The sequence below is a fragment of the Streptomyces diastatochromogenes genome, assembly GCF_002242805.1.
GTDB lineage: Bacteria > Actinomycetota > Actinomycetes > Streptomycetales > Streptomycetaceae > Streptomyces > Streptomyces diastatochromogenes.
Map to the genome: position 1 here is coordinate 1 of NZ_MCGQ01000031.1, position 25,080 is coordinate 25,080.

At 70.0% G+C, this 25,080-nt stretch carries 23 protein-coding genes and 1 riboswitch; of the genes, 17 read left to right on the forward strand and 6 right to left on the reverse strand.

Translation table 11 applies throughout. The annotated features are described in order from the left end of the window. The 3 genes from BEK98_RS31525 to BEK98_RS31535 all read left to right on the forward strand — a co-directional run. A partial coding sequence (locus BEK98_RS31525; protein ID WP_208643291.1) for a cytochrome c oxidase subunit I occupies positions 1 to 1,074 on the forward strand: 1,074 nt, incomplete at its 5' end. Beyond that, positions 1,071 to 1,469 carry a cytochrome c oxidase subunit 4 gene (locus tag BEK98_RS31530; RefSeq protein ID WP_094220134.1) on the forward strand — a complete coding sequence of 133 codons (399 nt, stop codon included), beginning with the start codon at positions 1,071 to 1,073 and terminating at the stop codon, positions 1,467 to 1,469. The genes BEK98_RS31525 and BEK98_RS31530, both read left to right, overlap by 4 nt. Positions 1,470 to 1,598: 129 nt before the next feature. Further along, complete coding sequence (locus BEK98_RS31535) at positions 1,599 to 2,861, forward strand: L,D-transpeptidase (protein ID WP_094220135.1); 1,263 nt, start codon at positions 1,599 to 1,601, stop codon at positions 2,859 to 2,861. An 81-nt stretch (positions 2,862 to 2,942) separates the two neighbouring features. Here BEK98_RS31535 and BEK98_RS31540 read toward each other — a convergent pair whose 3' ends face one another. Further along, positions 2,943 to 3,344 (reverse strand): response regulator, encoded by a 402-nt coding sequence (locus BEK98_RS31540; protein WP_094220136.1) that lies wholly within the window; start codon positions 3,342 to 3,344, stop codon positions 2,943 to 2,945. Positions 3,345 to 3,490: 146 nt separating this feature from the next. On the opposite strand from BEK98_RS31540, the gene ctaE reads away from it, so the two are divergent. From ctaE to BEK98_RS31570, 6 genes are all read left to right on the forward strand, one after another. Further along, a complete protein-coding gene (gene ctaE, locus BEK98_RS31545; protein ID WP_094220137.1) occupies positions 3,491 to 4,111 on the forward strand; it encodes an aa3-type cytochrome oxidase subunit III in 621 nt (206 codons plus the stop codon). 62 nt (positions 4,112 to 4,173) lie between these two features. Continuing rightward, positions 4,174 to 4,986 (forward strand): cytochrome bc1 complex diheme cytochrome c subunit, encoded by an 813-nt coding sequence (qcrC, locus tag BEK98_RS31550; protein WP_094220138.1) that lies wholly within the window; start codon positions 4,174 to 4,176, stop codon positions 4,984 to 4,986. Continuing rightward, a complete protein-coding gene (gene qcrA, locus BEK98_RS31555; protein ID WP_094220139.1) occupies positions 4,983 to 6,041 on the forward strand; it encodes a cytochrome bc1 complex Rieske iron-sulfur subunit in 1,059 nt (352 codons plus the stop codon). Before qcrC ends, qcrA begins: the two co-directional genes overlap by 4 nt. After that, the gene (gene qcrB / locus BEK98_RS31560) at positions 6,038 to 7,669 is read left to right on the forward strand and encodes a cytochrome bc1 complex cytochrome b subunit (RefSeq protein ID WP_094220140.1); all 1,632 of its coding nucleotides are present in this window, start codon (positions 6,038 to 6,040) and stop codon (positions 7,667 to 7,669) included. The genes qcrA and qcrB overlap by 4 nt, the downstream gene beginning before the upstream one ends. Before the next feature lie 120 nt (positions 7,670 to 7,789). Continuing rightward, positions 7,790 to 8,854 (forward strand): anthranilate phosphoribosyltransferase, encoded by a 1,065-nt coding sequence (trpD, locus tag BEK98_RS31565; RefSeq protein ID WP_094220141.1) that lies wholly within the window; start codon positions 7,790 to 7,792, stop codon positions 8,852 to 8,854. 74 nt (positions 8,855 to 8,928) lie between these two features. Beyond that, positions 8,929 to 9,045, forward strand: a riboswitch (SAM riboswitch). Between the two features lie 164 nt (positions 9,046 to 9,209). Then, a complete protein-coding gene (locus BEK98_RS31570) occupies positions 9,210 to 10,586 on the forward strand; it encodes an aminotransferase class V-fold PLP-dependent enzyme (RefSeq protein ID WP_094220142.1) in 1,377 nt (458 codons plus the stop codon). A gap of 35 nt (positions 10,587 to 10,621) precedes the next feature. Here BEK98_RS31570 and BEK98_RS31575 read toward each other — a convergent pair whose 3' ends face one another. Further along, entirely contained in the window at positions 10,622 to 10,903 is a 282-nt protein-coding gene (locus BEK98_RS31575) for an Lrp/AsnC family transcriptional regulator (RefSeq protein WP_094220143.1), read from the reverse strand. Then, positions 10,900 to 11,643: a rhomboid family intramembrane serine protease gene (locus BEK98_RS31580; protein WP_094220144.1), complete on the reverse strand. Its 744-nt coding sequence runs from the start codon at positions 11,641 to 11,643 to the stop codon at positions 10,900 to 10,902. Before BEK98_RS31580 ends, BEK98_RS31575 begins: the two co-directional genes overlap by 4 nt. Positions 11,644 to 11,797: 154 nt before the next feature. Between BEK98_RS31580 and BEK98_RS31585 the strand changes: the two genes are divergently transcribed. From BEK98_RS31585 to BEK98_RS31605, 5 genes are all read left to right on the forward strand, one after another. Next, positions 11,798 to 12,037 carry a hypothetical protein gene (locus tag BEK98_RS31585; protein WP_094220145.1) on the forward strand — a complete coding sequence of 80 codons (240 nt, stop codon included), beginning with the start codon at positions 11,798 to 11,800 and terminating at the stop codon, positions 12,035 to 12,037. Between the two features lie 38 nt (positions 12,038 to 12,075). Beyond that, on the forward strand, positions 12,076 to 13,419 hold the full coding sequence (locus tag BEK98_RS31590; RefSeq protein WP_094220146.1) for an NYN domain-containing protein: 1,344 nt from the start codon (positions 12,076 to 12,078) through the stop codon (positions 13,417 to 13,419). 212 nt (positions 13,420 to 13,631) lie between these two features. Beyond that, positions 13,632 to 14,663, forward strand: coding sequence for a C40 family peptidase (locus tag BEK98_RS31595; protein ID WP_094220147.1), 1,032 nt, complete (start codon positions 13,632 to 13,634; stop codon positions 14,661 to 14,663). Positions 14,664 to 14,900: 237 nt separating this feature from the next. Then, complete coding sequence (locus BEK98_RS31600) at positions 14,901 to 15,923, forward strand: C40 family peptidase (RefSeq protein WP_094220148.1); 1,023 nt, start codon at positions 14,901 to 14,903, stop codon at positions 15,921 to 15,923. Positions 15,924 to 15,952: 29 nt separating this feature from the next. Then, positions 15,953 to 17,146 carry a hypothetical protein gene (locus BEK98_RS31605; RefSeq protein ID WP_208643292.1) on the forward strand — a complete coding sequence of 398 codons (1,194 nt, stop codon included), beginning with the start codon at positions 15,953 to 15,955 and terminating at the stop codon, positions 17,144 to 17,146. Here BEK98_RS31605 and BEK98_RS31610 read toward each other — a convergent pair. Then, on the reverse strand, positions 17,134 to 17,664 hold the full coding sequence (locus tag BEK98_RS31610) for a PadR family transcriptional regulator (protein ID WP_094220302.1): 531 nt from the start codon (positions 17,662 to 17,664) through the stop codon (positions 17,134 to 17,136). The genes BEK98_RS31605 and BEK98_RS31610 overlap by 13 nt on opposite strands. Positions 17,665 to 17,754: 90 nt before the next feature. Between BEK98_RS31610 and BEK98_RS31615 the strand changes: the two genes are divergently transcribed. Beyond that, complete coding sequence (locus BEK98_RS31615; RefSeq protein ID WP_094220149.1) at positions 17,755 to 19,074, forward strand: MATE family efflux transporter; 1,320 nt, start codon at positions 17,755 to 17,757, stop codon at positions 19,072 to 19,074. Here BEK98_RS31615 and BEK98_RS31620 read toward each other — a convergent pair. Then, positions 19,038 to 20,255: a glycosyltransferase 87 family protein gene (locus BEK98_RS31620; protein WP_425276635.1), complete on the reverse strand. Its 1,218-nt coding sequence runs from the start codon at positions 20,253 to 20,255 to the stop codon at positions 19,038 to 19,040. The two genes, BEK98_RS31615 and BEK98_RS31620, sit on opposite strands and share 37 nt — an antisense overlap. Before the next feature lie 96 nt (positions 20,256 to 20,351). Here BEK98_RS31620 and BEK98_RS31625 point away from each other — a divergent pair, with 96 nt between their 5' ends. Together BEK98_RS31625 and BEK98_RS31630 are read left to right on the forward strand one after the other, a co-directional pair. Then, positions 20,352 to 21,494, forward strand: coding sequence for a glycosyltransferase family 4 protein (locus BEK98_RS31625; RefSeq protein WP_094220151.1), 1,143 nt, complete (start codon positions 20,352 to 20,354; stop codon positions 21,492 to 21,494). 79 nt (positions 21,495 to 21,573) lie between these two features. Further along, positions 21,574 to 23,196, forward strand: coding sequence for a GMC oxidoreductase (locus BEK98_RS31630; protein ID WP_483027329.1), 1,623 nt, complete (start codon positions 21,574 to 21,576; stop codon positions 23,194 to 23,196). A 17-nt stretch (positions 23,197 to 23,213) separates the two neighbouring features. Here the strand turns inward: BEK98_RS31630 and BEK98_RS31635 are convergent, their stop codons facing one another. Continuing rightward, the gene (locus BEK98_RS31635; RefSeq protein ID WP_094220153.1) at positions 23,214 to 25,010 is read right to left on the reverse strand and encodes an AMP-dependent synthetase/ligase; all 1,797 of its coding nucleotides are present in this window, start codon (positions 25,008 to 25,010) and stop codon (positions 23,214 to 23,216) included. Between the last annotated feature and the right edge of the window lie 70 nt (positions 25,011 to 25,080).

A 25,080-nucleotide genomic window follows, 5' to 3' on the forward strand; every position in this document is an offset into this window, starting at 1 on the left:
ACCGCCGTTCTGGTGCTGCTGGCCTTCCCGGTCCTCGCGGCCGCGCTGTTCGCCCTGGAGGCGGACCGCAAGTTCGGTGCGCATGTGTTCGACGCGGCAAATGGCGGCGCACTACTGTGGCAACACCTCTTCTGGTTCTTCGGCCATCCAGAGGTGTACATCATCGCGCTGCCGTTCTTCGGCATCATCTCCGAGGTCATCCCGGTCTTCTCCCGCAAGCCGATGTTCGGCTACATGGGTCTGATCGCGGCGACCATCGCGATCGCCGGTCTGTCCGTGACCGTGTGGGCCCACCACATGTACGTCACCGGCGGTGTACTGCTGCCGTTCTTCTCCTTCATGACGTTCCTGATCGCCGTCCCGACCGGTGTGAAGTTCTTCAACTGGATCGGCACGATGTGGAAGGGCTCGTTGTCCTTCGAGACGCCGATGCTCTGGGCCACCGGCTTCCTGATCACCTTCACGTTCGGTGGTCTGACCGGTGTCATCCTGGCCTCGCCCCCGATGGACTTCCACGTCTCCGACTCGTACTTCGTGGTGGCCCACTTCCACTACGTGGTCTTCGGTACGGTCGTGTTCGCCATGTTCTCCGGCTTCCACTTCTGGTGGCCGAAGATGACCGGCAAGATGCTGGACGAGCGCCTCGGCAAGATCACCTTCTGGACGCTGTTCATCGGCTTCCACGGCACCTTCCTGGTCCAGCACTGGCTGGGCGCCGAGGGTATGCCGCGTCGTTACGCCGACTACCTGGCGGCCGACGGCTTCACCGCCCTGAACACGATCTCGACCATCAGCTCGTTCCTGCTCGGTCTGTCGATCCTGCCGTTCCTCTACAACGTGTGGAAGACGGCCAAGTACGGCAAGCCGGTCGGCGTGGACGACCCGTGGGGCTACGGCCGTTCGCTCGAATGGGCGACGTCCTGCCCGCCGCCGCGGCACAACTTCCTCACCCTGCCGCGGATCCGCAGTGAATCCCCGGCGTTCGACCTGCACCACCCCGAGATCGCCGCCCTCGAGCAGCTTGAGTACTCCGGTCACGGTGCCATCGCGGGCAGCAAGGAGGCCGGCAAGTGAAGATCCAGGGTCGGATGTTCATCTGGTTGAGCGTCTTCATCCTGATCATGGCCATCGTGTATGGCGTGTGGTCGAAGGAGCCGGCCGGTACCACTGCGCTCTTCCTGGCCTTCGGCCTGAGCATCATGATCGGCTTCTACCTGGGCTTCACCGCCCGGCGGGTCGACGCGGGTGCGCAGGACGACAAGGAGGCCGACGTCGCGGACGACGCGGGCGAGCTGGGCTTCTTCAGCCCGCACAGCTGGCAGCCGCTCGCCCTGGGCTTCGGCGGCGCGCTGGCCTTCCTCGGTGTCGCGGTCGGCTGGTGGCTGCTGTACTTCGGTGCACCGTTCATCCTGGTCGGCCTGTTCGGCTGGGTGTTCGAGTACTACCACGGTGAGAACCGCACCCAGTAGCACGCAGTGAGCACACCGGGAGCCCGGACACTCCGTCAGGAGGGTCCGGGCTCCTGCTTTTGCGCAGCGCCGTCCCCCGTATGAGTTACGTAGCGCGCAAATGGGGCTTGTATCTCATAGCGTGATCATATGAACCACACTCCGCGGACCCGCACCGTCGTCAGCTGCACCCTGCTGGTTGCCGCCCTCGGCGCGGGCGTCACCGGCTGCGGTTCGGACGGCAACCCCCTGTCGGCCAAGCCGTACGACGCAGCGGACATGATCTCCTTCAACGGCCCCACCGGCGCAGGAAAGCAGGCCGACCCGGACAAGCCCCTGGAGATCACCACCAGCGACGACGACGGCCGGATCACCGACGTCACCGCCCAGGACTCCACAGGACGCTTCGTGGCGGGCGAACTCGCCGCCGACGGCAGCCGCTGGCACAGCACCTCCCCGCTGGCCGCCAACGCCCACTACACGGTCGAGGTGAGCACGGAGGACGAGGACGGCGCGCCCGGCCGCAAGATCCTCACCTTCGACACCAGCAAGCCCACCACCACCAAGCGCCTGAACGTCACGTTCGGGCCCGAGTCGGGCCAGTACGGCGTCGGACAGCCCATCACCGCCCAGCTCGACCAGGCGGTCAAGGACAAGGCGCAGCGGGCCCTCGTGGAACGCGCCCTCAGGGTGGACGCCACGCCGGCCGTCCAGGGCTCCTGGTACTGGGTGAGCGACAAGGAACTCCACTACCGCCCCAAGGATTACTGGCCCGCGCACGCCACCATCCAGGTGCACAGCAACCTGGACGGCGTACGGATCAGCGACCGACTCTGGGGCGGCAAGTCCAAGGCACTGAAGATCACCACCGGTGACCGGATCGAGGCCGTCACGGACGCCTCGGCGCACCAGCTGACGTACTACCAGAACGGCCAGGCGATCCAGTCGATCCCGGTCACCACCGGCAAGCCCGGTTTCGAGACCCGCAACGGGGTCAAGGTCGTACTGGCCAAGCAGTACTTCGTACGCATGCGCGGCACCACCGTCGGCATCGCCGAGGGCAGCTCCGACTCGTACGACCTGCCGGTCTACTACGCCACCCGGGTCACCTGGTCGGGCGAGTACGTCCACGCCGCGCCCTGGTCAGTGGGCTCCCAGGGCTACGAGAACGTCAGCCACGGCTGCACCGGCATGAGCACATCCAACGCCGAGTGGTTCTTCGACCACATCCACGAGGGCGACATCGTCAAGGTCGTCAACTCCAACGGCAACCCGATGGAACCGTTCGGCAACGGCTTCGGCGACTGGAACGTCGACTGGAACAAGTGGCGCACAGGCAGCGCCCTCATCAACGGCACCCCGGACGGCCCAGCACCCCAGGACGCCCTGCGCTTGCAGCCAACGGCCGTGTGAGCGCCCTGAAGGGGCGCGGGGAACTGCGCGACCAGCCACACACGACCGGCACTAGCGCACATACCCTCGCGCCCCGAGCTGCTAGGCGCTCAGCAACCTCTTCTGACGGAGCAGAGAAGCCAGGGCCGAGGCAAACTCCACAGGATCCACCGGCAGCGTCACAGCGGCGTCGGCCCGACTCCACGTGGCCAGCCACGCATCCTGAGGCCGCCCCATCAACAGCAGCACAGGCGGGCAGTTGAACACCTCGTCCTTGATCTGCCGGCACACCCCCATGCCCCCCATCGGCACGGCCTCACCGTCGAGCACGCACACATCGATGCCGCCCTTGCCCAGCTCCCGCAGCACCGCCTCAGGAGTCGCACACTCCACGAACTCGACCAGGGGCACATCGGGAGCCGGCCTGCGGCCGGAGGCCAGCCGCACCTGTTCCCGCGTGTTGGAGTCGTCGCTGTACACCAGCACGGTAGCGGTCGGCTGCATGCTTCCTCCGAGACGTCAGCGTCCTACGGACAGGGCCGTTCGGGGCGGATGTTACTCCCATGAACACCACGTCAACACCGGTTCGGCGGGCAGCAACACTCCGAACGGCACCCCCCGGAGTGAGGGCGGGATAAGCGACCGACATAATGTCGGTCGTGGCGACAGCAACGACAGTAGAAACCGGGCACGCGCACCCGTCGGTCAATCGACCGAACCTCACCAGCGTCGGAACCATCATCTGGCTGAGTTCCGAGCTGATGTTCTTCGCGGCCCTCTTCGCGATGTACTTCACCCTCCGATCGGTGACCGGTCCGGCGCACTGGAAGGAGCAGGCGGAGGCGCTCAATGTGCCGTTCTCCGCGACGAACACCACGATCCTGGTGCTCTCCTCGCTCACCTGCCAGCTCGGCGTGTTCGCCGCCGAGCGCGGGGACGTGAAGAAGCTCCGTGGCTGGTTCATCCTCACCTTCATCATGGGTGCGATCTTCATCGGCGGTCAGATCTACGAGTACACGGAGCTGGTGAAGAAGGACGGGATCTCCCTGTCCTCCGACCCGTACGGCTCGGTGTTCTACCTGACCACCGGCTTCCACGGCATGCACGTGACGGGCGGCCTCATCGCCTTCCTGTTCGTCCTCGGCCGCACCTACATGGCGAAGAGGTTCACCCACGAGCAGGCGACCGCCGCCATTGTCGTGTCCTACTACTGGCACTTCGTCGATGTGGTCTGGATCGGCCTTTTCGCCACGATCTACCTGATCAAGTAGCCGGGACCGCTCCCGCACATCCAGAAGCATCGACGCAGAAGATCCTGACACCGGGGTAATCCGTGAAAAAGCTCTCCGCACGACGACGCCATCCGCTGGCGGCGGTCGTCGTCCTACTCCTCGCGCTGGCGGCCACTGGGGGGCTGTACGCCGCGTTCGCGCCCGCGAGCAAGGCGCAGGCCGATGAAACCTCCCAGTCCCTGACCATCAAGGAGGGCAAGAAGCTCTACCAGGTCGGCTGCGCCAGCTGCCACGGCACCGGTGGCCAGGGCTCCTCCGACGGCCCGAGCCTGGTCGGCGTGGGCGCCGCGGCGGTCGACTTCCAGGTCGCGACCGGCCGTATGCCGGCCGCCACCTCGCAGGGCCCGCAGGTCGTTAAGAAGAAGAACATCTACACCCAGGCCCAGATCGACCAGCTCGCGGCGTACGTCGCCTCGCTGGGCGCCGGTCCCGAGGTGCCGACGAAGGACCAGTACGGCCCGGAGGGCGCGGACATCGCCAAGGGTGGCGAGCTGTTCCGCACCAACTGCGCGCAGTGCCACAACTTCACCGGCAAGGGTGGTGCCCTCACCAAGGGCAAGTTCGCGCCGGACCTGACGGGCGTCGACCCGAAGCACATCTACGAGGCCATGCAGACGGGCCCGCAGAACATGCCCTCCTTCCCTGACACCACGCTGTCGGAGAAGAACAAGAAGGACGTCATCGCGTACCTGAACGCGATCAACAGCAGCGAGACGGAGCAGCCGGGCGGCATGGAGCTGGGCGGTCTCGGCCCGGTCACCGAGGGCCTGTTCGCGTGGGTCTTCGGCCTCGGTGCGCTGATCGCGGTAGCCGTCTGGGTCGCCGCTCGGACCGCAAAGGCCAAGAAGTCATGAGTAGCCAAGACATTCCAGAAGAGAACCTGCCCGCTGAGCAGGACCACGCGCACGCGGCCGTGACCGTCGCGGACGAGAAGAACCCGTTCGCGGACCCGGGGCTGCCGCCTCACGAGCACCGGATCCAGGACATCGACGAGCGGGCCGCCAAGCGGTCCGAACGCGTCGTCGCCCTGCTGTTCACGGTGTCGATGCTGGCCACCGTCGGCTTCATCGTCTCCTACGTGGCGATCCCGCACGACAAGTCGATCTTCGTCTTCCCGATCGGGCACGTCAGCGCGCTGAACTTCGCGCTCGGCCTGACCCTCGGCACGGCGCTGTTCTGCATCGGCGCGGGCGCGGTCCACTGGGCCCGCACCCTGATGTCCGACGTCGAGGTCGCCGACGAGCGTCACGCGATCGCGGCCTCTCCCGAGGTCCGTGCGCAGGTCCACGCGGACTTCAAGCAGGGCGCCAAGGAGTCGGCGATCGGCCGCCGCGGCCTGATCCGCACCACGATGTTCGGCGCGCTGGCCCTGGTGCCGCTCTCCGGCGTCATGCTGCTGCGTGACCTCGGTCCGCTGCCCGGCACCTCGCTGCGTCACACGCTGTGGGCCAAGGGCAAGCTGCTCGTCAACATGAACACGAACCAGCCGCTGCGTCCCGAGGACGTCGCCGTCGGTTCGCTGACCTTCGCCAAGCCCGAGGGCCTGGAGGAGGCACAGGAGGACTTCCAGAACGAGATCGCCAAGGCGGCCCTGATGATCATCCGGCTCCAGCCGGACAACATCAAGGACAAGCGCGAGCTCGAATGGTCGCACCAGGGCATCGTCGCGTTCTCGAAGATCTGCACCCACGTCGGCTGCCCGATCTCCCTGTACGAGCAGCAGACGCACCACGTGCTGTGCCCGTGCCACCAGTCCACCTTCGACCTCTCCGACGGTGCCCGAGTGATCTTCGGCCCCGCCGGTCACGCCCTGCCGCAGCTCCGCATCGGCGTGAACGACGAGGGTTACCTCCAGGCGCTCGGCGACTTCGAGGAGCCCGTCGGTCCTGCATTCTGGGAGCGCGGATGAGCACCAACGAGAACAACGAGCGACGCGGCAAGGCCCCGGCAGGCGAGCGGGTCGCCGACTGGGCCGACGGACGGCTGGGGATCTACTCCCTGGCCAAGTCCAACATGCGCAAGATCTTCCCCGACCACTGGTCGTTCATGTTGGGCGAAGTCTGCTTGTACAGCTTCCTCATCATCATCCTGACCGGTGTCTATCTGACGCTGTTCTTCCACCCGTCGATGAACGAGGTGGAGTACCACGGCAGCTACGTCCCGCTCCAGGGACAGCTGATGTCCGAGGCGTTCAGCTCGACCCTGCACATCTCCTTCGACGTGCGCGGTGGTCTGCTCATCCGGCAGATCCACCACTGGTCCGCGCTGATCTTCCTCGCCGGCATGTTCGTGCACATGATGCGCGTGTTCTTCACCGGCGCGTTCCGCAAGCCGCGTGAGATCAACTGGCTGTTCGGCTTCCTGCTGTTCGTCCTCGGCATGTTCACCGGCTTCACCGGTTACTCGCTCCCGGACGACCTGCTCTCCGGCACCGGTGTCCGCTTCACCGAGGGCGCGATCCTGTCGATGCCGATCGTCGGCACGTACATCTCGTTCTTCCTCTTCGGCGGCGAGTTCCCAGGCCACGACTTCGTGGCGCGGTTCTACTCGATCCACATCCTGCTGCTGCCGGGCATCATGCTCGGCCTGATGGTGGGCCACCTGATCCTGGTCTTCTACCACAAGCACACGCAGTTCGCGGGTCCCGGAAAGAGCGAGAAGAACGTCGTCGGCATGCCGCTGCTGCCGGTGTACATGGCCAAGGCCGGAGGCTTCTTCTTCCTGGTCTTCGGTGTGATCGCGGCCATCGCCGCGGTGACCCAGATCAACCCGATCTGGGCCATGGGCCCCTACCGGCCCGACCAGGTGTCCACCGGCGCCCAGCCCGACTGGTACATGGGCTTCGCCGAGGGTCTGGTCCGCTACATGCCGGGCTGGGAGATCAACTTCTGGGGTCACACGCTCGTCCTGGGCGTGTTCATCCCGCTGATGCTCTTCGGCCTCGTCCTGGCGGCGATCGCGCTCTACCCGTTCATCGAGTCCTGGGTCACCGGCGACAAGAGCGAGCACCACATCCTGGACCGGCCGCGCAACGCCCCGACGCGTACCGCGTTCGGTGTCGCCTGGGTGACCGTGTACATGGTCGGCCTGGTCGGTGGTGGCAACGACCTCATCGCCACCCACTTCAACCTGTCGATCAACGACGTGACCTGGTTCGTCCGGATCTTCTTCTTCGCCGGACCGGTCATCGCGTTCCTCGTCACCAAGCGGATCTGCCTCGGCCTGCAGCGCCGCGACCGCGACAAGGTGCTGCACGGTCGCGAGACCGGCATCATCAAGCGCCTGCCGCACGGTGAGTTCATCGAGGTGCACGAGCCGCTCAGCCAGGAGCAGCTGCACACCCTCACGGCTCACCACCAGTACGAGCCGGCCGAGATCGGCCCGACGGTCGACGAGAACGGTGTCGAGCGCAAGGTGAAGGGGTCCGAGAAGCTGCGCGTCAAGCTCAGCAACGCCTACTACGGCGAGGACAACCAGATCCCGAAGCCCACTGTCGACGAGTACAAGGAGATCACGAGCGGCCACGGCCACCACTGATCCCCGCGTCGCCACGCCACGCTGAAGGGCCCCGTCCGGGTTACGGACGGGGCCCTTCGCCCTGTCCCGGGCTGGATAGGGTGGGACCACATTGTTCTTCTACGACACCCAGGAGCGGCTATGAGCGCTGTGACCCCCGCTGGAGGCGACACCGCGGCGGGCCGTTCCTGGCCCGCCCTGCTGAACGGGCTGCTGGACGGCCGGGACCTGTCCGCCGACGACACGGCCTGGGCGATGGACCTGATCATGCGCGGCGAGGCGACCGACGCGCAGATCGCCGGGTTCGTGGTGGCACTGCGGGCCAAGGGCGAGACGGTGGACGAGATCACCGGGCTGGTCCGGGCGATGTACGAGCACGCGAACGTGATCGAGGTGCCCGGCCGGACCGTCGACATCGTCGGCACCGGCGGTGACGGCGCGAAGACGGTGAACATCTCCACGATGTCGTCGATCGTCGTCGCCGGTACGGGCGCGAAGGTGATCAAGCACGGCAACCGGGCCGCGTCATCGGCGTCCGGCGCGTCGGACGTCCTGGAGAAGCTCGGCGTCAACCTCAACCTGACCCCGCAGCGGGTCGCCGAGGTCGCCGAGGAGGCCGGTATCACCTTCTGCTTCGCGGTGAAGTTCCATCCGTCGCTGCGCCATGTCGCCGCGGCACGCGGCCAGTTGGGGATCCGTACGACCTTCAACGTGCTCGGTCCCCTCACCAACCCGGCCAAGGTGCGGGCCCAGGCGGTCGGTGTCGCCGACCCGCGGATGGCACCGATCGTGGCCGGGGTCCTCGCCGAGCGCGGCAACTCCTCCCTGGTCTTCCGGGGCGACGACGGCCTGGACGAGCTGACGACCACCTCCACCTCCCGGGTGTGGGTGGTCCGGGACGGCAAGGTCACGGAGGAGAGCTTCGACCCGCGGGACGTCGGCATCGACCTCGTCCCCGTGGAGGCCCTGCGCGGCGCCGACGCGTCGTACAACGCGGAGGTCGCCCGCCGCCTGCTGGACGGCGAGCAGGGCCCCGTCCGGGACGCGGTCCTGCTGAACTCGGCGGCGGCCCTGGTGGCCCTCGACCCGACCGAGGCCCCCCTGGCCGAGCAGCTCCGGGCGGGCATGGCCAAGGCGGCCGAGTCGATCGACTCGGGTGCGGCGAAGCGGACGCTGGAGCGGTGGGTGGCGGCCAGCAACAGCTGACGGATCCGAGGTGCGGTCCCGCGATCCGGACAGGAGTTGCGGGACCGCGATCACTTCACGTACGTTCCTGTCCAGGTCATGAGTGACAGTCATGAGGCCCCGGCCGACTGTCCGGCAACCCTCCGTCCGTGGCGGGGTGCCCCGGGTGAAGACCAGGTCGTAGGCAGCGAGGTCTACGGCAAGCGCGGGCCCCTCGAAAGACACCAGGGGTCCTGGTCATCGAGGGAGCCTTCTGTGAGCAAGCGAATGCGATAGGGCGCCGAGCCCCGCCTCCGCACACCCCTTTCACCTTCTCCCGTGCCGTCGACGCACCGTCCGGTACGGCGATTTCGCTTACCCCTCACAGGAGTTCGCCATGTCTGTCTCCACCGCTGCCTCCGCCCAGTCCGTTTGTGCCCCGCTGCCCGTTCTGGGCCGGGATGTCACCGTCCCGCTCGTGACCGGCGGCGAGGTCACCTACGCGGCGCTCGACTACGCGGCCAGCGCCCCCGCCCTGCAGCGCGTCTGGGACGACGTGGCGGCCTACGCGCCGTACTACGGCAGCGTCCACCGCGGCGCGGGCTACCTCTCCCAGCTCTCCACCGACCTGTTCGAGAACGCCCGCCGGACGGTCGCCGAGTTCCTCGACTGCCGCGCGGACGACCAGGTGATCTTCACCCGCTCGACCACGGACTCGCTGAACCTGCTGGCCCGGGCGATCCCGGCCGACTGCCAGGTCTTCGTCTTCGAGACCGAGCACCACGCCTCCCTGCTGCCCTGGCAGGACGCCCGGGTCACCTACCTCAACGCCCCGCGCACCCCGCAGCAGGCCGTCGAGACCCTGGAGCGGGCCCTCGCCGACCGCACTGTGTCCATTGAAGGGGGCTACGGCCCGGCCCTGGTCTGCGTCACCGGCGCCTCCAACGTCACCGGCGAGCTGTGGCCGGTCCGCGAGCTGGCCGCCGCGGCCCACGCCCACGGCGCCCGGATCGTCCTGGACGCGGCCCAGCTGGCCCCCCACCACCCGGTGTCGATCCAGGACCTCGACGTCGACTGGGTCGCCTTCTCCGGCCACAAGCTGTACGCCCCCTTCGGCTCCGGCGTCCTGGCCGGCCGCGCCGACTGGCTGGTCGCGGCCGAGCCGTACCTCGCGGGCGGCGGCGCGAGCCGCAAGGTCACGCGGCGCGAGGACGGGGGAGTGGCCGTGCAGTGGCACGAGACCGCCGCCCGCCACGAGGCCGGCTCCCCGAACGTCATCGGCGCCTACTCCATCGCCTCCGCCTGCAAGGCGCTGACGGAGGCCGGCTTCGACACCCTCGTGGCCCGCGAGCAGCACCTGATCACCCAGGTCCGCGAGGGCCTCGCCGAGGTCCCCGAGGTCAGGATCCTCTCCCTCTTCGGCGACGACGCCCCTCGCGTCGGCGTGATCAGCTTCGTGGTGGACGGCTGGAACAGCTCCCACTTCGCCGCCGCCCTCTCCGCCGAGTACGGCATCGGCGTCCGCGACGGCCTCTTCTGCGCCCACCCGCTGGTCCGCACCCTCCTCGGCTCCGACCCCCAGATCCAGGGCGAGTGCGGCGCCCCCGAGGCCGCCCCCGGCGAGAAGTCCCTGAACGCGATCCGGGTGAGCTTCGGCGCGGGCACGCCGGACGAGCACGTGGAGCGCTTCGTGAACGCGGTACGGGAACTGGTCACGGACGGCGCGCAGTGGCAGTACCGCACGGAGGACGGCCGCTGCGTCCCGGCGGTGTGAGTCTCTGAACGCCCGGTGAGGCGGTCTTCAGTCGATCAGTTGTCCAACCCGATCGAGAAGGCCGCCTCGAGGTCGTGCTGCGAGTACGTACGGAAGGCGACGTGCGTGTCCGTGGCCTCGACCCCGGGGATCTTGCTGATCCGCCCCGGAATCACGTCGGCCAGGTCCTCGTGCTGGCGTACCCGCACCATGGCGATCAGGTCATACGTACCGGTGACGGAGAAGACTTCGCTGACGGTATCCAGCGAGGCGATCTGCTCGGCGATCTCGGGGATCCGGTCCACGCTGGTCTTGATCAGGACGATCGCGGTGATCACGACGGGTTCTCTCCCTCGGGTGCCGGAGCCGGTGCAGGGTTCACTCTAGTCGTGCGTCCGTAGCGCACCCACGCGTAGCCGAACCCCACCCCGAAGCCGACCAGGTGTGCCAGGTAGGCGACCCCGGGCCCCTCGCCGGAGCGGCCCGCCGCGAGCCACTGCAGGGCGGCCCAGAAGGGCAGCACGACCCAGGCCGGGAAGCGCATCGGCAGGAAGAACAGGAAGGGGAGGAGACTGGTCACACGGGCGCGGGGAAACAGGTAGAGGAATGCCCCGAGCACCGCCGAGATCGCCCCGGACGCGCCCACCAGCGACTGCTCGGAGGTGGCGTTGGCGGCTGCGTAGCCCAGCAGGGCCAGATAGCCGCAGCCGACGTAGAACAGGGTGAACTCCACCCGGCCCATCCGTTCCTCGGTCATCACCCCGAAGACGAAGAGGAAGAGCATGTTGCCGAGCAGATGCACCCAGCTGCCGTGCACGAACAGCGCGGTGACCGGGGTCAGGGCCTCCCGGACGGGCTCGTGGAACAGCTCCGCCGGGACCACCCCCCAGCGCCGGAAGTACGCGCGCTGCGCGGCCGGCAGCGCGTCCGCGGAGCCGTACGCCGGAGTGAGCCCGGAGGCCGGGCCCAGCACGAAGATCAGTGAGCACAGGGCGATGAGGATGTACGTCATCGGCGCGGAGGTGTCCCGGAGCGCCCTGAGTGTGCGGCCGGCCGTCGTGCTCCAGGCGTTGATCATGACTACAGAGCATGACGTAAGGGGACGCAACCTGACAGACCGCCTCGCCGCCGTGGACGGACGGGCGGTGAGTACCCGCCAGGCCGTAGGGTTACGAGCCACACGCGTCGAGGAGCGGCGCGGACCGACCCGAGTAAGGAAGCGAACAGCCACGATGACGGTTCCCCTGCCGACCGCCACGACGCGATGGCGCTGCACCCTCTGCGGCAACCTCACCCGTTTCGACGTGACCCGCTCGTCGAAGGTCGTCGAGTACATCCACCTCGACCTGGCCGGTGAGCCGACGGTCGAGGAGCGCGAGGTGGTCAGTGAGACCATCGAGTCGGTCCGCTGCCGCTGGTGCAACGCGGTGGACCAGGTGGAACTCGTGGACAGGCCGGGCGCCGGCTCCTGAGCGGAGCGGGCCCCGTACAGGGTATTGGGGTGTGACGGATGGTGGAGACCGCAGGCGGGGGGCCGGGCGACGGCACCGCTGAGGTGCTTGACCGTCCGCTGCCCGACGGCGTGCGCCGGCGGGTCGTGCAGATCGTCTCCGACGGGTTCGGCGGCCTGACCGTCGCGGAACTGCCCGCCCAGTTGAGGCAGTACGCCCGGTTCGCCCCGAACCGGCGGGCCAAGTTCGCCGGGAACGCGATGGCGGCCGCGCTGGAGACCGACCCGCTCTTCCGGCAGCGGATCGGGGAGAAGTTCAGAGAGGCGCAGCCGGAGCTGTCCGGCGCCCTGGACTCCGGCTCGCCGCCCCCGGCCGCGGACCCGCTCGATGTGGCGGCCGCGGCCTATGTGCTGCGCCCGGCGGGCTGGGTGAAGCTGGTCACCGCGGCCGGCGAGGAGGCCCAGCGCGCGGACGCCGAGCGGGCCGACGAGGAGAGCCGGGCCGAGCTGGAGCGGCTGCGCGAGGAGCTGGCCCAGGCCCGGACGCAGACCCGGACCGAGACCGAACGGCTGCGCACCGAGCTGGAGTCGGCGAAGAAGGAAGCGGAATCGCTTCACCGTAAGCTCCGGGCCGCGCTCAGCGACGTCAAGCGCGGGGAGGCCGCGCTGCGCAAGGTGCAGGGCGAGATCGAGACCGTGCGTGCCGAGGGGCAGGCGCAGCTGTCGGCCGCCGAGAGCGAGTCCCGCCGGCTCAAGGCCCGGCTGGGCGAGGCCGAGGCCGGGCTGGAGGCCACCCGCCGGGCGGCCCGCGAGGGGCGCAGCGTCGAGGACATGCGGGTACGGCTGCTGCTCGACACCCTGCTGGACGCCACTCAGGGGCTGCGGCGCGAACTCGCCCTGCCCCCGGTCTCCGTGCGCCCGGCCGAGACCGTGGACGCGGTCGAACCGGGACGCATGACCCCGAAGGACATCGCGGCCCGGGCCCTGTCCGAGAACGACCCGGCGATCCTCGACCAGTTGCTCGCGCTGCCGCAGGTGCATCTGGTGGTCGACGGCTACAACGTCACCAAGACCGGCTATCCGCAGATGCCGCTGGAGAAGCAGCGGCTGCGGCTCCTGGGCCAGCTGTCGGCGCTCGCCGCGCAGACCGGCGCCGAGGTGACGTGCGTCTTCGACGGCGCCGAACTGGCCGCGCCGGTGCTGCTCGCGCCGCCGCGCGGGGTGCGGGTGCTGTTCTCCAAGCCGGGGATCACGGCCGACGAGCTGATCCGTCAGCTGGTGCGCGCGGAGCCCCCGGGCCGTCCGGTCATCGTCGCCTCGACCGACCGGGAGGTGGCCGACGGGGTCGCGAAGGCCGGTGCCCGTCCCGTCGCCTCTGCGGTACTTCTGAAGCGACTGTCCTGAAGGTCCAACGCACATACGCAATGCCCGAATTGACCTGACTCTCACGCCACGTAGGGTCAATCGCGTCTCACTGCACGTGAGTTATGTGCAAAGAATGCATTGCGTCACAGGGTTTTTTGCCGCGAGGATTTGAACTGATCACAAGTGGGTCACTAGGGTCTGGGCTCGAACCTCCGAGCGGGTGATCACTCACAAGAAGGAGTTCCTCCTCCGTGGCGTCCCACCGTCGACCCAAGCAGCCGAGCCGCACGCGTGTCACCGTGCTGACCACCGCAGCCGCCGCTGCCGTCGCGCTCAGCGCGAACGCCGCCAATGCCGCGCCGAGCGAGAAGCTCAGCAAGGACGAGGTCAAGGCGAAGGTCGACAACCTCTACGAGCAGGCGGAGCAGGCCACCGAGAAGTACAACGGGGCCAAGGAGAAGCAGCAGAAGCTGCAGAAGGAAATATCCACGATCCAGGACAACGTCGCCCGCGGTCAGCAGGAGCTGAACAAGCTGCGCGACGGCCTGGGTTCGCTGGCCACCGCCCAGTACCGCTCCGGCGGTATCGACTCCTCGGTCCAGCTCTTCCTGTCCTCCAACCCGGACGACTTCCTCGACAAGGCCTCCACGCTCGACCAGTTGAGCAGCCAGCAGGTCGAGGCCCTGCAGAAGATTCAGGACAAACAGCGCGAACTCGCCCAGGAGCGGGCAGAGGCCACCGACAAGCTCAAGGACCTCGCCGCCACCCGCACCGAGCTGGGCAACAAGAAGAAGGAAGTCCAGGGCAAGCTCGCCGAGGCGCAGAAGCTGCTCAACACCCTGACCGCCAAGGAGAAGGCCGCGCTCGCCGCCGAGCAGGCGCGTGCCAACCGCTCCTCCACCGAGCGCGTGGACCTCGGCGACGACTCCTCCGCTTCCGGCCGGGCCGCCGCCGCCTTCTCCGCCGCGCAGAGCAAGATCGGCTCGCCCTACGTCTACGGCGCCTCCGGTCCCTCCTCCTTCGACTGCTCGGGCCTGACCTCCTGGGCCTACGCCCAGGCCGGCGTCTCCATACCGCGCACCTCCGAGGCGCAGGCGAACATCGGCGCCCACCTCTCGGAGAGCCAGCTCCAGGTCGGCGATCTGGTCTTCTTCTACGGCGACCTGCACCACGTCGGCCTCTACGCCGGCAACGGCCAGGTGCTGCACGCCCCGCACACCGGCGCCGTGGTCCGCTACGAGTCGATCAGCAACATGCCGTTCCAGTTCGGCGTCCGGGTCTGACAACACCGCGACGCTGACTCGGGGGCGCCCGAACGGGCGAATTCCCGTGCACCGAAACTGACTCCACGCCCCGCCCATGACCTGCGTCAGGGGCGGGGCGTCAGGTTTGTGCGCCCCTCGATGTCGTTCGGCGCGGTCCTTCCGCACGGCTACTGTCTGCCGCGTTTCCCCGGCGCAGGGGCCTCCCCGTCCCCGGCGCCGGGGAGGCCGTCTCTGTCCGCCAGCAGAAGGACTGCCGTGGGGTCCCATCGCCGCCTTGCACTGTCCGGGTTCAATCGAGGGGCCGGCGTCGCCCTGTGTGTGTTGTCGGCCGCGGCCGCCGCGCTCGGCGCCGTACCCGCCCAAGCAGCGCCGCACGGCGACACCCGTGCCGAGGTGGACCGCCTCTACGAGGAGGCCGAGAGCGCGACCCAGGCCTACGACAAGGCCGACGAGCGGGCCGACGTGCTGCGCCGGGAGATCCGGGACGCCCAGGACCACATCGCCCGGCAGCAGCAGCGCATCAACACCATGCGCGAGGCGCTCGGTTCGCTGGCCGGCGCCCAGTACCGCGCCGGAGGCCTCGACCCGGCCGTCGCCCTGCTCTTCTCCGACGACCCCGACGACTACCTCGACAAGGCGGCCACCCTCGACCGCATCGGCGCCCAGCAGGCCGGCCGGCTGCGGGAGTTGAGCACGGCGATGCGCGAGCTGGCCCAGGAGCGTGCCGAGGCCGCCGGGAAGCTCGCCGCGCTGGAGCAGAGCCGCAAGGCGGTCGCCACGCACAAGCGGACCGTGGAGAAGAAGCTCGCCAGGGCCCGGCAACTGCTCAACGCCCTGCCCGCCGCCGAACGCGCCGCCTACGACCGGGCCTCCCGCTCCGACGGCACCGACCGCGTCGACCTGCCCGACCTGTCCGGCGCCGTCGCCCCCGACGCCCGCGCCGCGGCCGCCGTCGCCGCCGCCCGCTCCGCCCTCGGCCGGCCCTATGTGTGGGGCGCGACCGGCCCCTCCGGCTTCGACTGCTCGGGCCTGATGCAGTGGTCGTACGGGCACGCCGGCGTCCATCTGCCGCGCACCTCGCAGGAGCAGCGGTACGCCGGCCGGCAGATCCCGCTCTCTCAGGCGCGCCCCGGCGACCTGGTCGTCTACCGCTCCGACGCCAGCCATGTGGCGATGTACGTGGGCAACGGCCAGGTCATCCACGCCCCCTATCCGGGCGCGCCGGTGCGCTACGACCCGGTCGGCATGATGCCCGTCTCCTCGGTCACCCGGCCCTGACCGCCCTCTCCACCCCGTACGATCGGCGAATGGCTGGTCACAGGCGGGCATGGCGCTCCACGGTGGTGGGGCTCTGTCTGCTGCTCGCGGCGCCCCTCGCCGGATGCGGCGACCGGACCGCGGTCGACCCGGCCAGGGCCGGGGTGCAGCAGGTGCTCGACCGGCGCTCCGCGGCCCTGCTCCGGCACGACGAGACGGCGTACGGCGCGACGGGCAGCCGGACCGCGTACGCCCGCCTGCGGGCGCTCCCGCTGGCCTCCTGGACCTACCGGGTGACCGCCGTGCACCACGGCGGCAAGGGCGCCACCGCCGACGCCGAACTGCGCTACCGGATCGCCGGCTACGACCGGGCCCCGGTCAGCGTCCGCCGCACCCTCACCCTCGGCCGCACCGCCGACGGCAAGTGGTACGTCACCGCCGACAAGCCCGCGCACAAGGCGGGGGAGCAGTTGTGGGACCAGGGCACGGTGACCGCGGCGAAGGGCGCGCACAGCCTGGTCCTCGGGGCCGGTCAGAGCGCCGGCGACCTGCGCGCCTACGCCCGGCTCGCCGACCACGCGGTCCCGGCCGTCTCCCGGGCGTGGGGCACGGACTGGGCCGGCCGGGTCGTCGTCCTCGTCCCGCGCACGCTGGAGGGCATGGCGGGGCTGCTGGGCTCGCCCGCGTCCAACTACCGGGGCATCGCCGCCGTCACCACCGGCGAGGTGGGCGGCGCGGGACGGGCGCCCGCGGACCGGGTGGTCGTCAACCCGGATGCGTACGCCATGCTGGGCGGCGTCGGCAAGCAGGTCGTGCTCACCCACGAGACCACCCATGTGGCCACCCGCGCGCACACCAACGCCGCCACCCCGCTGTGGCTCTCCGAGGGCTACGCCGACTGGATCGGCTACCTCGGCACCGGCCGCACGCCCGCCGAGGCCGCACCGGAACTGGCCCGCGCGGTCAAGGACAGCCAGGTGCCCACGAGCCTCCCCGCCGACAAGGACTTCGGCTTCAGCCGCGACCCCGCCCGCCTCGCCCAGGCCTACGAGGGCGGCTGGCTCGCCTGCCGGATGATCGCCGACCACTGGGGCAGGGCCCGGCTGGGCGCCTTCTACCGGGCCGTCGGCGACCACCAGAAGCGACCCGGCGCGGTCGAGGAGGCGCTGAGGAAGGTGCTCAAGACCAAGCCCGAGGCGTTCACCGCCGAGTGGCGGCGGTACGTGCGCGCTCAGCTGCGCTGACCGAGCACCTCGATCGCCTCGCGCAGCCATGCCCGCTCGGCCGTGCCGGTGGCCCGGGCGACCCGCAGCATGCCCTGCCGGAACAGGTCGTCGGCCTCCTCCGCGCGCACCGGCTCACCGTCCCGGTAGAAGAAGCTCGCCGGGGTCTCCAGGAAGTCCAGGCGGCGGCGCAGTACCGCGGCCTGTTCCGCCGGGTCGGCCAGGTGCCGCAGGAAGGCGAGGACGGTGTTGAAGCGGACGTGGTCGGTGATCTCGGCCTGCTGGGGAGTGCGCAGCCGCTCCATCAGGTCCGCGCGGCCCTTCGCGGTCAGCGACAGCACCCGGCGCGGGGCGGCGCTCGCGCCCTCCTCGGTGTGCTGGTCGAGCTTGCCCGCGGCGACCAGCCGGTTGATGGCCGGGTAGAGGGCGCCGTCGCTGACCGGGCGGACATGGCCGCTCAGCGCCTTGATGCGCTCCTTCAGCTCGTAGCCGTGCAGGGGTTCCTCGGCGAGGAAGCCCAGGATCGACAGCTCCAGCACGCGCATTCCTCCTTGCAGCGGACGTCGGGTCCATGCTAGCTCTTATCGATGTACCTCGTTTAGAGGTACATCGATAAGAGGGGGCTCTTTGTGAACGCGCACCGCAGGCAACTCGTCTCGCTCGCCCACCCCGTCTACCTCTCGCTTCTCGCCTCGGTCGCCTCCGGGATCATCAACACCGTCTGGGTCTCCCGGCTCGGCGGTGCCGCCGTGGCCGCCGTCGCCGTCGCGACCAACACCGAGAACGTGCTGCTCGGCATCGCCCTGGTCTTCGCCTCCGGCACGACCGTGCTGGTCGCACACGCCCGGGGAGCCCGTGATCCCGCCGCCCTGCGGGCCGCGGTGCGCGGCGGCCGGGCGCTGTGCGCGCTGGTCACACCGGTGGTCGTGGTGGGCGGGTTCCTCCTGCGCGAGCCGCTGGCCCGCCTGGTCCTGGGCGCCGGCGACTCGGCGGCCCTCGGCCTCGCGGCCGCCTACTTCGCGATCTCCCTGCCGGGCATGGCCGTCTTCTTCGCCCAGCAGCTCGTCGACGGCCTCCTCAAGGGCGCCGGCGACACCCGCACCCCGATGCGGCTCGCCCTGCTGGCCAACGGGCTGATCCTGCTCTGCGACCCGGTCCTCATCCACCTCTACGGCGTCCGGGGCGCCGCCCTGTCGACCGTCCTGTGCCGTGGCGCGGCCCTGGCGGTGGGCCTGCGCGCGCTCGGCCGCGACGCGCTGCTGCGCACGGCGGCCGAGACCCCGCCCGCCGAACCGGTCCGCGCCGCCCTGCGCCGCACCCTCACCACCGGCCTGCCCATGTCCGCCGACTTCACCGTGCGGCAGGGCGGGGCCCTGGTGCTGGTGGCGATCGTGGCGCGGCTCGGGGTGACGGCGGTGGCCGCCTACTCGATCGCGTACAAGGTCCTGTACGTCGCCACCATGGCCTTCTACGCGGTACGGCAGGCCGCCGCCATCCACACCGCGCACACCCGGGGCGCGGGACAGGACGCGCGCGGGGCCATCGGGAGGCAGGCGATGCTCCTCTCCGGAGCGCTGGGCCTGACCGCGGCCGTCCTGTTCGCCGCCACCGCCCCCTGGATCACGGCCGCCTTCGGCGCCGGACCCGAGGTCGCCCACCAGGGCGTGCTGTTCCTGCGCTGCATCGGCCCCTACCTGCTGCTGATGGCCTGCTGCATCGCGCTCGGCGGGGTCTTCGAGGGCAGCGGGGGAGCCCCGGCGCTGCTCCGGGCCACCGTGCTCGGCACCGCCGTCCAGCTGCCCCTGGCGTACGCCCTCTCCGGCCTCGGCCTGCCCGGCGTCTGTCTGGCCCTGGCACTCGCGATGGCCGTGCAGTGCGGGGCCGTGGCGGTGCTGCTGCGGCGGGGCCGGCGTCAGGTGGCCGAGGTCTCCTTGGCGAGGGTCGGCTGAGGGGGCAGCGGGGTCGCGGCGGCCGCGGGGACCGTGGAGCGCCACAGTGCGCGGGCCGCCGTGAGCGCGGCGGCGACGAGCAGGCCGTTGCGCAGGACGAGCAGGGTGACGCCGTACGTGTCGCTCACGACCACGTGGATGAAGCCGATCGGGAACTCGAGGACCGTCACGAAGGCCGCGGCGAGGACCATCAGGGCGGGGGCGCCCATACGGCTGGCCCGGAAGCACAGGCACACGGCGGCCAGCCCGATCAGCCACACCAGGTACTGCGGGCTGATCACCCGGCTGGTGACCGTGAACAGGAGGACCGCCGTGAGGGCGGCGTCCGCGAGTGTGTGCGGGGCGAACCGGGCCGCCCGCCGCCGCCACAGCACCAGCCAGCCGAGCGCGGCCCCGCTCAGCGCCATCGCGACAGTGCTGACCAGTCCCACGTACGGGCCGACGAACTCGATCGACCCGTAGTTCAGCAGCACCTGGCCCTGCCAGCCGTGGTGCCGGGCCACATGGAAGACCAGGCTGCCCAGCGACTCCACCTCGGTGCCCCGGTCCCGCTGGAAGGTGAGAAAGGCGAAGGCGCCCGGCATGGACACCGCGAACAGGGCCGCGACGCCGCCCGCGGCCACCGCGGCCGACACCCACGCCCGCAGCCGGGTGGCGCCCACCAGCAGCAGCGCCGGCCACACCTTCAGCAGCGCCCCGAAACCCACCAGCGCGCCCATCACCCGGGGATGCCGGGTCCCCGCGAGCAGGGCAGCCACGGCCACCGCGGTCACCATCAGGTCGTAACGGGCGTACACCGTGGGGCCGAGCAGCGGTACGCCCGCCACCCAGGTCCAGGCCCCGCGCAGCGACCGGCCGGGCCGTAGGCCCGCGTACCCCAGCAGGGCCAGCACGGCCAGATCGGCCAGGCACACCAGCACGAAGAAGGCGTGCGGGTAGCTCAGGAACGGCAGGGCGGCGGGGCAGAGGATCGCGAGCGCCGCTGCCGGCGGGTACTGCCAGGTCACATCGGCCAGCGGAAACGTTCCTTGGCGCAGCACCTCGTACCAGCCCTGGTAGATCACCGACACGTCGGTGGTCACGTCGGGGCCCGGGAAGACGTACACCCCGAAGACGAAGAGCAGTAGCGCCAGCCGGGTGGCGCACCAAGTCGCCGACAGTCCCGCTATCTTCCCGCTCACCCGCACCCCTGTTCGTATCCCGACCCCGGTCCGGACCCATGATTCCCTGCCGACCTGTGCGAGTGCCACGAAGCGCGCCCGGTAGGGTCGGCGGCGATGCACAAGACGCTGATCGTGACCAACGACTTTCCGCCCCGGCCGGGCGGCATCCAGGCCTTCCTGCACAACATGGCCCTCCGCCTGGAGCCCGGGCGGCTGGTCGTCTACGCCTCCACCTGGAAGCGCGGTCGCGAGGGCGTCGCGGCGACGGCCGCCTTCGACGCCGAGCAGCCCTTCACCGTCGTCCGCGACCGTACGACCATGCTGCTGCCCACGCCCGGCGCGACCCGGCGGGCCGTCTCGCTGCTGCGCGAGCACGGCTGCACCTCGGTCTGGTTCGGGGCGGCCGCGCCGCTCGGTCTGATGGCTCCCGCGCTACGCAGGGCGGGCGCCGAGCGGCTGGTGGCCACCACCCACGGGCACGAGGCCGGCTGGGCCCAGCTGCCCGCCGCCCGGCAGCTGCTGCGCCGGATCGGCGACTCCACCGACACGATCACGTACCTGGGCGAGTACACCCGCTCCCGGATAGCGACCGCGCTCACCCCGGACGCGGCCGAGCGGATGGTGCAGCTGCCGCCCGGGGTCGACGAGAAGACCTTCCACCCCGGCTCGGGCGGCGACGAGGTCCGGGCACGGCTCGGGCTCACCGACCGGCCGGTGGTCGTGTGCGTGTCCCGGCTGGTGCGGCGGAAGGGGCAGGACACGCTCATCCAGGCCATGCCCCGGATCCTCGCCGCCGAGCCGGACACCGTGCTGCTGATCGTCGGCGGCGGCCCCTACGAGCAGGACCTGCGCCGCCTGGCCCGCGAGACCGGCGTCGAGGCCTCGGTCCGCTTCACCGGCTCCGTGCCCTGGTCCGAGCTGCCCGCGCACTACGGCGCCGGCGACGTCTTCGCCATGCCGTGCCGCACCCGCCGCGGCGGCCTGGACGTCGAGGGCCTGGGCATCGTCTACCTGGAGGCCTCGGCCACCGGCCTGCCGGTCGTCGCGGGCGACTCGGGCGGCGCGCCGGACGCGGTGCTCAACGGGGAGACCGGCTGGGTCGTCCGCGGCGGCGAACCTGCGGAGGCGGCCGAGCGGATCGTGGCTCTGCTGGGCGACGCCGAGCTGCGCGACCGGATGGGCAAGCGGGGCCGCCAGTGGGTCGAGGAGAAGTGGCGCTGGGACCTGCTGGCGGACAAGCTCAGAGAACTGCTCTGAAAGAGGTCCTCAAAAACTCGTCCCCGCTCTAGGCGGAACGGGGAAATCCGCACATGCTGCGCACATGACAGCAAAACTGATGCAGCATCAGCTGACGAGACGTCAAATCCTCGGCATGGTGGCTCTCCAGACAGCCGCCGCGTCCGGTCTCACCCGCATCGGTCTCCAGTCCGCGCACGCCGCCGAACCGGCCGCGGTCGACAACTCCCCCGCGATCGTGGTCGGTTCCGGCTACGGCGGCGCCGTAGCCGCCCTCCGCCTCGGCCAGGCCGGCATCCGCACCCTCGTCCTGGAGATGGGCCGCCTCTGGAACACCACCGGCAGTGACGGCAAGGTGTTCTGCTCCACCAGCGCACCCGACCAGCGCTCCATGTGGTTCCGCACCCGCACCGAGGCCCCGCTGGCCACCTTCCTCTGGCTGGACCTCGTCAACAAGGACATCGGCGCCTACCCCGGAGTCCTCGACCGCGTGCACTACGACAACATGTCCGTGTACGTCGGCCGGGGCGTCGGCGGCGGCTCCCTGGTCAACGGCGGCATGGCGGTCACCCCGCTGAAGTCCTACTTCGCCGAGCAGTTCCCGACCGTGGACGCCGACGAGATGTACGGCACCTACTTCCCGCGCGCCCGCTCCATGCTCGGCGTCAACACCGTCGACCCGGCCTGGTTCGAGTCCACGGAGTGGTACCAGTTCACCCGCACCTCCCGGAAGGCCGCTGCCAACGCCGGCCTGAAGACCACCTTCGTGCCGAACGTCTACGACTTCGGCTACATGCAGCGCGAGGCCGCCGGCACGGCCACGAAGTCCGCGCTCGCCGGCGAGGTCATCTACGGCAACAACTACGGCAAACGCAGCCTCGACAAGACCTACCTGGCCGCCGCCCTCGGCACCGGCAACGTCACGATCCACACCCTGGAGAAGGTCAGGTCGGTCACCAGGGCGAGCGACGGGTCGTACGTCCTGACCGCCGACCGCATCGACACCACCGGCAAGGTCGTGGAGACCAAGCAGTACAGCTGCACGTACCTCTTCCTCGGCGGCGGCAGCCTCGGTACGACCGAACTCCTCGTCCGGGCACGGGAGACGGGCACCCTGCCCGCGCTGAACGCCGGAGTCGGCGCCGGCTGGGGCACCAACGGCAACACCATGCTCGGCCGCGCCAACCACATCTGGGACACCGTCGGCGCCAACCAGGCGACCATGCCCGTCATGGGCATCGACGACTGGGCCAACACCGCCAACCCGGTCTTCGCCGAGATCGCCCCGCTGCCCATGGGGTTCGAGCACTGGATCAGCCTGTACCTGGCGATCACCAAGAACCCCGAGCGGGCGTCGTTCTCGTACGACTCCTCGTCGGGCGCGGTGAAGCTCGGCTGGACCGCCGCCCAGAGCGCCGTCTCCGTCGGCATGGCCAAGAAGCTGTTCGACCGCCTCAACGCGGCCAACGCGACCATCTACCGGTACGACCTCTTCGGCTCGACCAGCAAGGTCTTCGCGGACGACTTCACCTACCACCCGCTGGGCGGCTGCGTCCTCGGGAAGGCGACCGACGACTACGGCCGGGTCAAGGGGTACTCCAGGCTCTACATCACCGACGGCTCGCTCGTGCCCGGCTCGATCGGGGTGAACCCCTTCGTCACCATCACCGCGCTCGCCGAACGCACGATGGCGCGGGTCCTCGCCGAGGACACCGCGCCATGAGCCTGCTCCAGGGGTGACTACTTCGCGTAGATCGCCTCGATCTCGTCCGCGTAGTCCTTCGCCACCACGTTCCGCTTGAGCTTCAGCGACGGGGTGAGGTGGCCCGACTCCTCCGTGAACTGGGAGGACAGAATGCGGAACTTCCGCACCGATTCCGCCTTCGACACCGCGGCGTTGCCGTCGTCGACCGCCGCCTGGATCGCCGCCTGCAGATCCGGGTCCTCGCGCAGCGACGCCGCGGTGGAGCCCGCCGGCTTGCCGTGCTCGGCCGCCCAACGGCCCAGGAACTCGTCGTCGATGGTGACCAGCGCGCCCACGAACGGCCGCCCGTCGCCCACCACCATGCACTCCGCGACCAGCGCGTGGGCGCGGATACGGTCCTCGATCACGGCCGGGGCCACGTTCTTGCCGCCCGCGGTGACGATGATCTCCTTCTTGCGGCCGGTGATCCTGAGGTAGCCGTCCTCGTCGAGGGTGCCGATGTCACCGGTGTGGAACCAGCCGTCGGCGAGCGCCTCCGCGGTCGCGCCCGGGTTGTTCCAGTACTCCTTGAACAGGTGCTCGCCGTGCAGCAGCACCTCGCCGTCGTCCGCTATGCGGATCACCGAGCCGGGCAGCGGCTGGCCGACCGTGCCGATCTTCTGCCGGTCCCAGGGGTTGAACGCGGTCGCCGCGCAGGACTCGGTCAGGCCGTAGCCCTCCAGCACCGTGAAGCCGATGCCGCGGAAGAAGTGACCGAGCCGCTCGCCCAGCGGGGCACCGCCGGAGATCGCGTACTCGCCCCGGCCGCCGAGGACCGCGCGCAGCTTGCTGTAGACCAGCTTGTCGAAGACCTTGTGCTTGATCTTCAGGCCGAGGGGCGGGCCCGACGGGGTGTCCAGCGCCTTGCTGTAGGCGATCGCGGTGTCCGCGGCCTTGTCGAAGATCGCGCCCTTGCCGTCCGCCTGCGCCTTGGCGCGCGCGGAGTTGTACACCTTCTCGAAGACGCGCGGGACACCGAGGATCAGCGTCGGCCGGAAGGCGGCCAGCTCGTCCGTGAGGTGCTTGATGTCCGGGACGCAGCCCAGCTTGATCGGCGCCATCATCGGCGCGATCTGCACCAGCCGCCCGAAGACGTGCGCGAGCGGCAGGAAGAGCAGGACCGAGCACTCACCGGTGCGGAACAGCGGGCGCAGCCGCTCCACGATGTTGCCGCACTCGGCGAAGAAGCTGCGGTGGGTGAGCACGCAGCCCTTGGGGCGCCCGGTCGTACCGCTCGTGTAGACGATGGTCGCCGGGTCGTCGGCCTTGGCGAGCGAGCTGCGCTCCTCCACGGTCGCGTCCGAGACGTCCTGCCCGAGCCGGCCCAGCTCCTCCAGGCCCCCGGCCTCGATCTGCCAGATGTGCTTCAGGGCGGGCAGCGAGTCGCGCACCGAGTCCACGGCGGCGGCGTGGTTGTCCAGCTCCACGATGCAGGCGGTCGCGCCCGAGTCGGACAGGATCCACTGCACCTGCTCCGGCGAGCTGGTCTCGTACACCGGCACGGTGACCGCGCCCGCGCTCCAGATCGCGAAGTCGAGGAGCGTCCACTCGTACCGCGTGCGGGACATCAGGCCGACCCGGTCGCCCGGCTGGACACCGGAGGCGATGAGACCCTTGGCGGCGGCGTGCACCTCGGCCAGGAACTCCGTGGCCATCACGTCCTGCCAGGCGCCGCCCACCTTGCGGGCGATGACGGCGACGTCGGGATGCTGCGCGGCGTTTCTGCGGACGATGTCGGTCAGGTTGCCGTCCGCAGGGACCTCGTACAAAGCCGGAAGGCTGAACTCGCGCAAGACTGCTGCTCCTCATAGGGCGCCGGCGCCACGACACTGTGTGATGCGACGGTGCGGTCCAAGGCTCGGG

Bases quoted from the DNA above. Each gene is read 5' to 3' on its own strand.
- BEK98_RS31605 (WP_208643292.1), top strand. From the start codon at position 15,953: ATGGCTGGTCACAGGCGGGCATGGCGCTCCACGGTGGTGGGGCTCTGT.
- BEK98_RS31590 (WP_094220146.1), top strand. From the start codon at position 12,076: ATGGTGGAGACCGCAGGCGGGGGGCCGGGCGACGGCACCGCTGAGGTG.
- BEK98_RS31535 (WP_094220135.1), top strand. From the start codon at position 1,599: ATGAACCACACTCCGCGGACCCGCACCGTCGTCAGCTGCACCCTGCTG.
- BEK98_RS31570 (WP_094220142.1), top strand. From the start codon at position 9,210: ATGTCTGTCTCCACCGCTGCCTCCGCCCAGTCCGTTTGTGCCCCGCTG.
- BEK98_RS31585 (WP_094220145.1), top strand. From the start codon at position 11,798: ATGACGGTTCCCCTGCCGACCGCCACGACGCGATGGCGCTGCACCCTC.
- BEK98_RS31580 (WP_094220144.1), bottom strand. From the start codon at position 11,643: ATGATCAACGCCTGGAGCACGACGGCCGGCCGCACACTCAGGGCGCTC.
- BEK98_RS31630 (WP_483027329.1), top strand. From the start codon at position 21,574: ATGCAGCATCAGCTGACGAGACGTCAAATCCTCGGCATGGTGGCTCTC.
- qcrB (WP_094220140.1), top strand. From the start codon at position 6,038: ATGAGCACCAACGAGAACAACGAGCGACGCGGCAAGGCCCCGGCAGGC.
- BEK98_RS31625 (WP_094220151.1), top strand. From the start codon at position 20,352: ATGCACAAGACGCTGATCGTGACCAACGACTTTCCGCCCCGGCCGGGC.
- BEK98_RS31540 (WP_094220136.1), bottom strand. From the start codon at position 3,344: ATGCAGCCGACCGCTACCGTGCTGGTGTACAGCGACGACTCCAACACG.
- ctaE (WP_094220137.1), top strand. From the start codon at position 3,491: ATGTCGGTCGTGGCGACAGCAACGACAGTAGAAACCGGGCACGCGCAC.
- qcrA (WP_094220139.1), top strand. From the start codon at position 4,983: ATGAGTAGCCAAGACATTCCAGAAGAGAACCTGCCCGCTGAGCAGGAC.
- trpD (WP_094220141.1), top strand. From the start codon at position 7,790: ATGAGCGCTGTGACCCCCGCTGGAGGCGACACCGCGGCGGGCCGTTCC.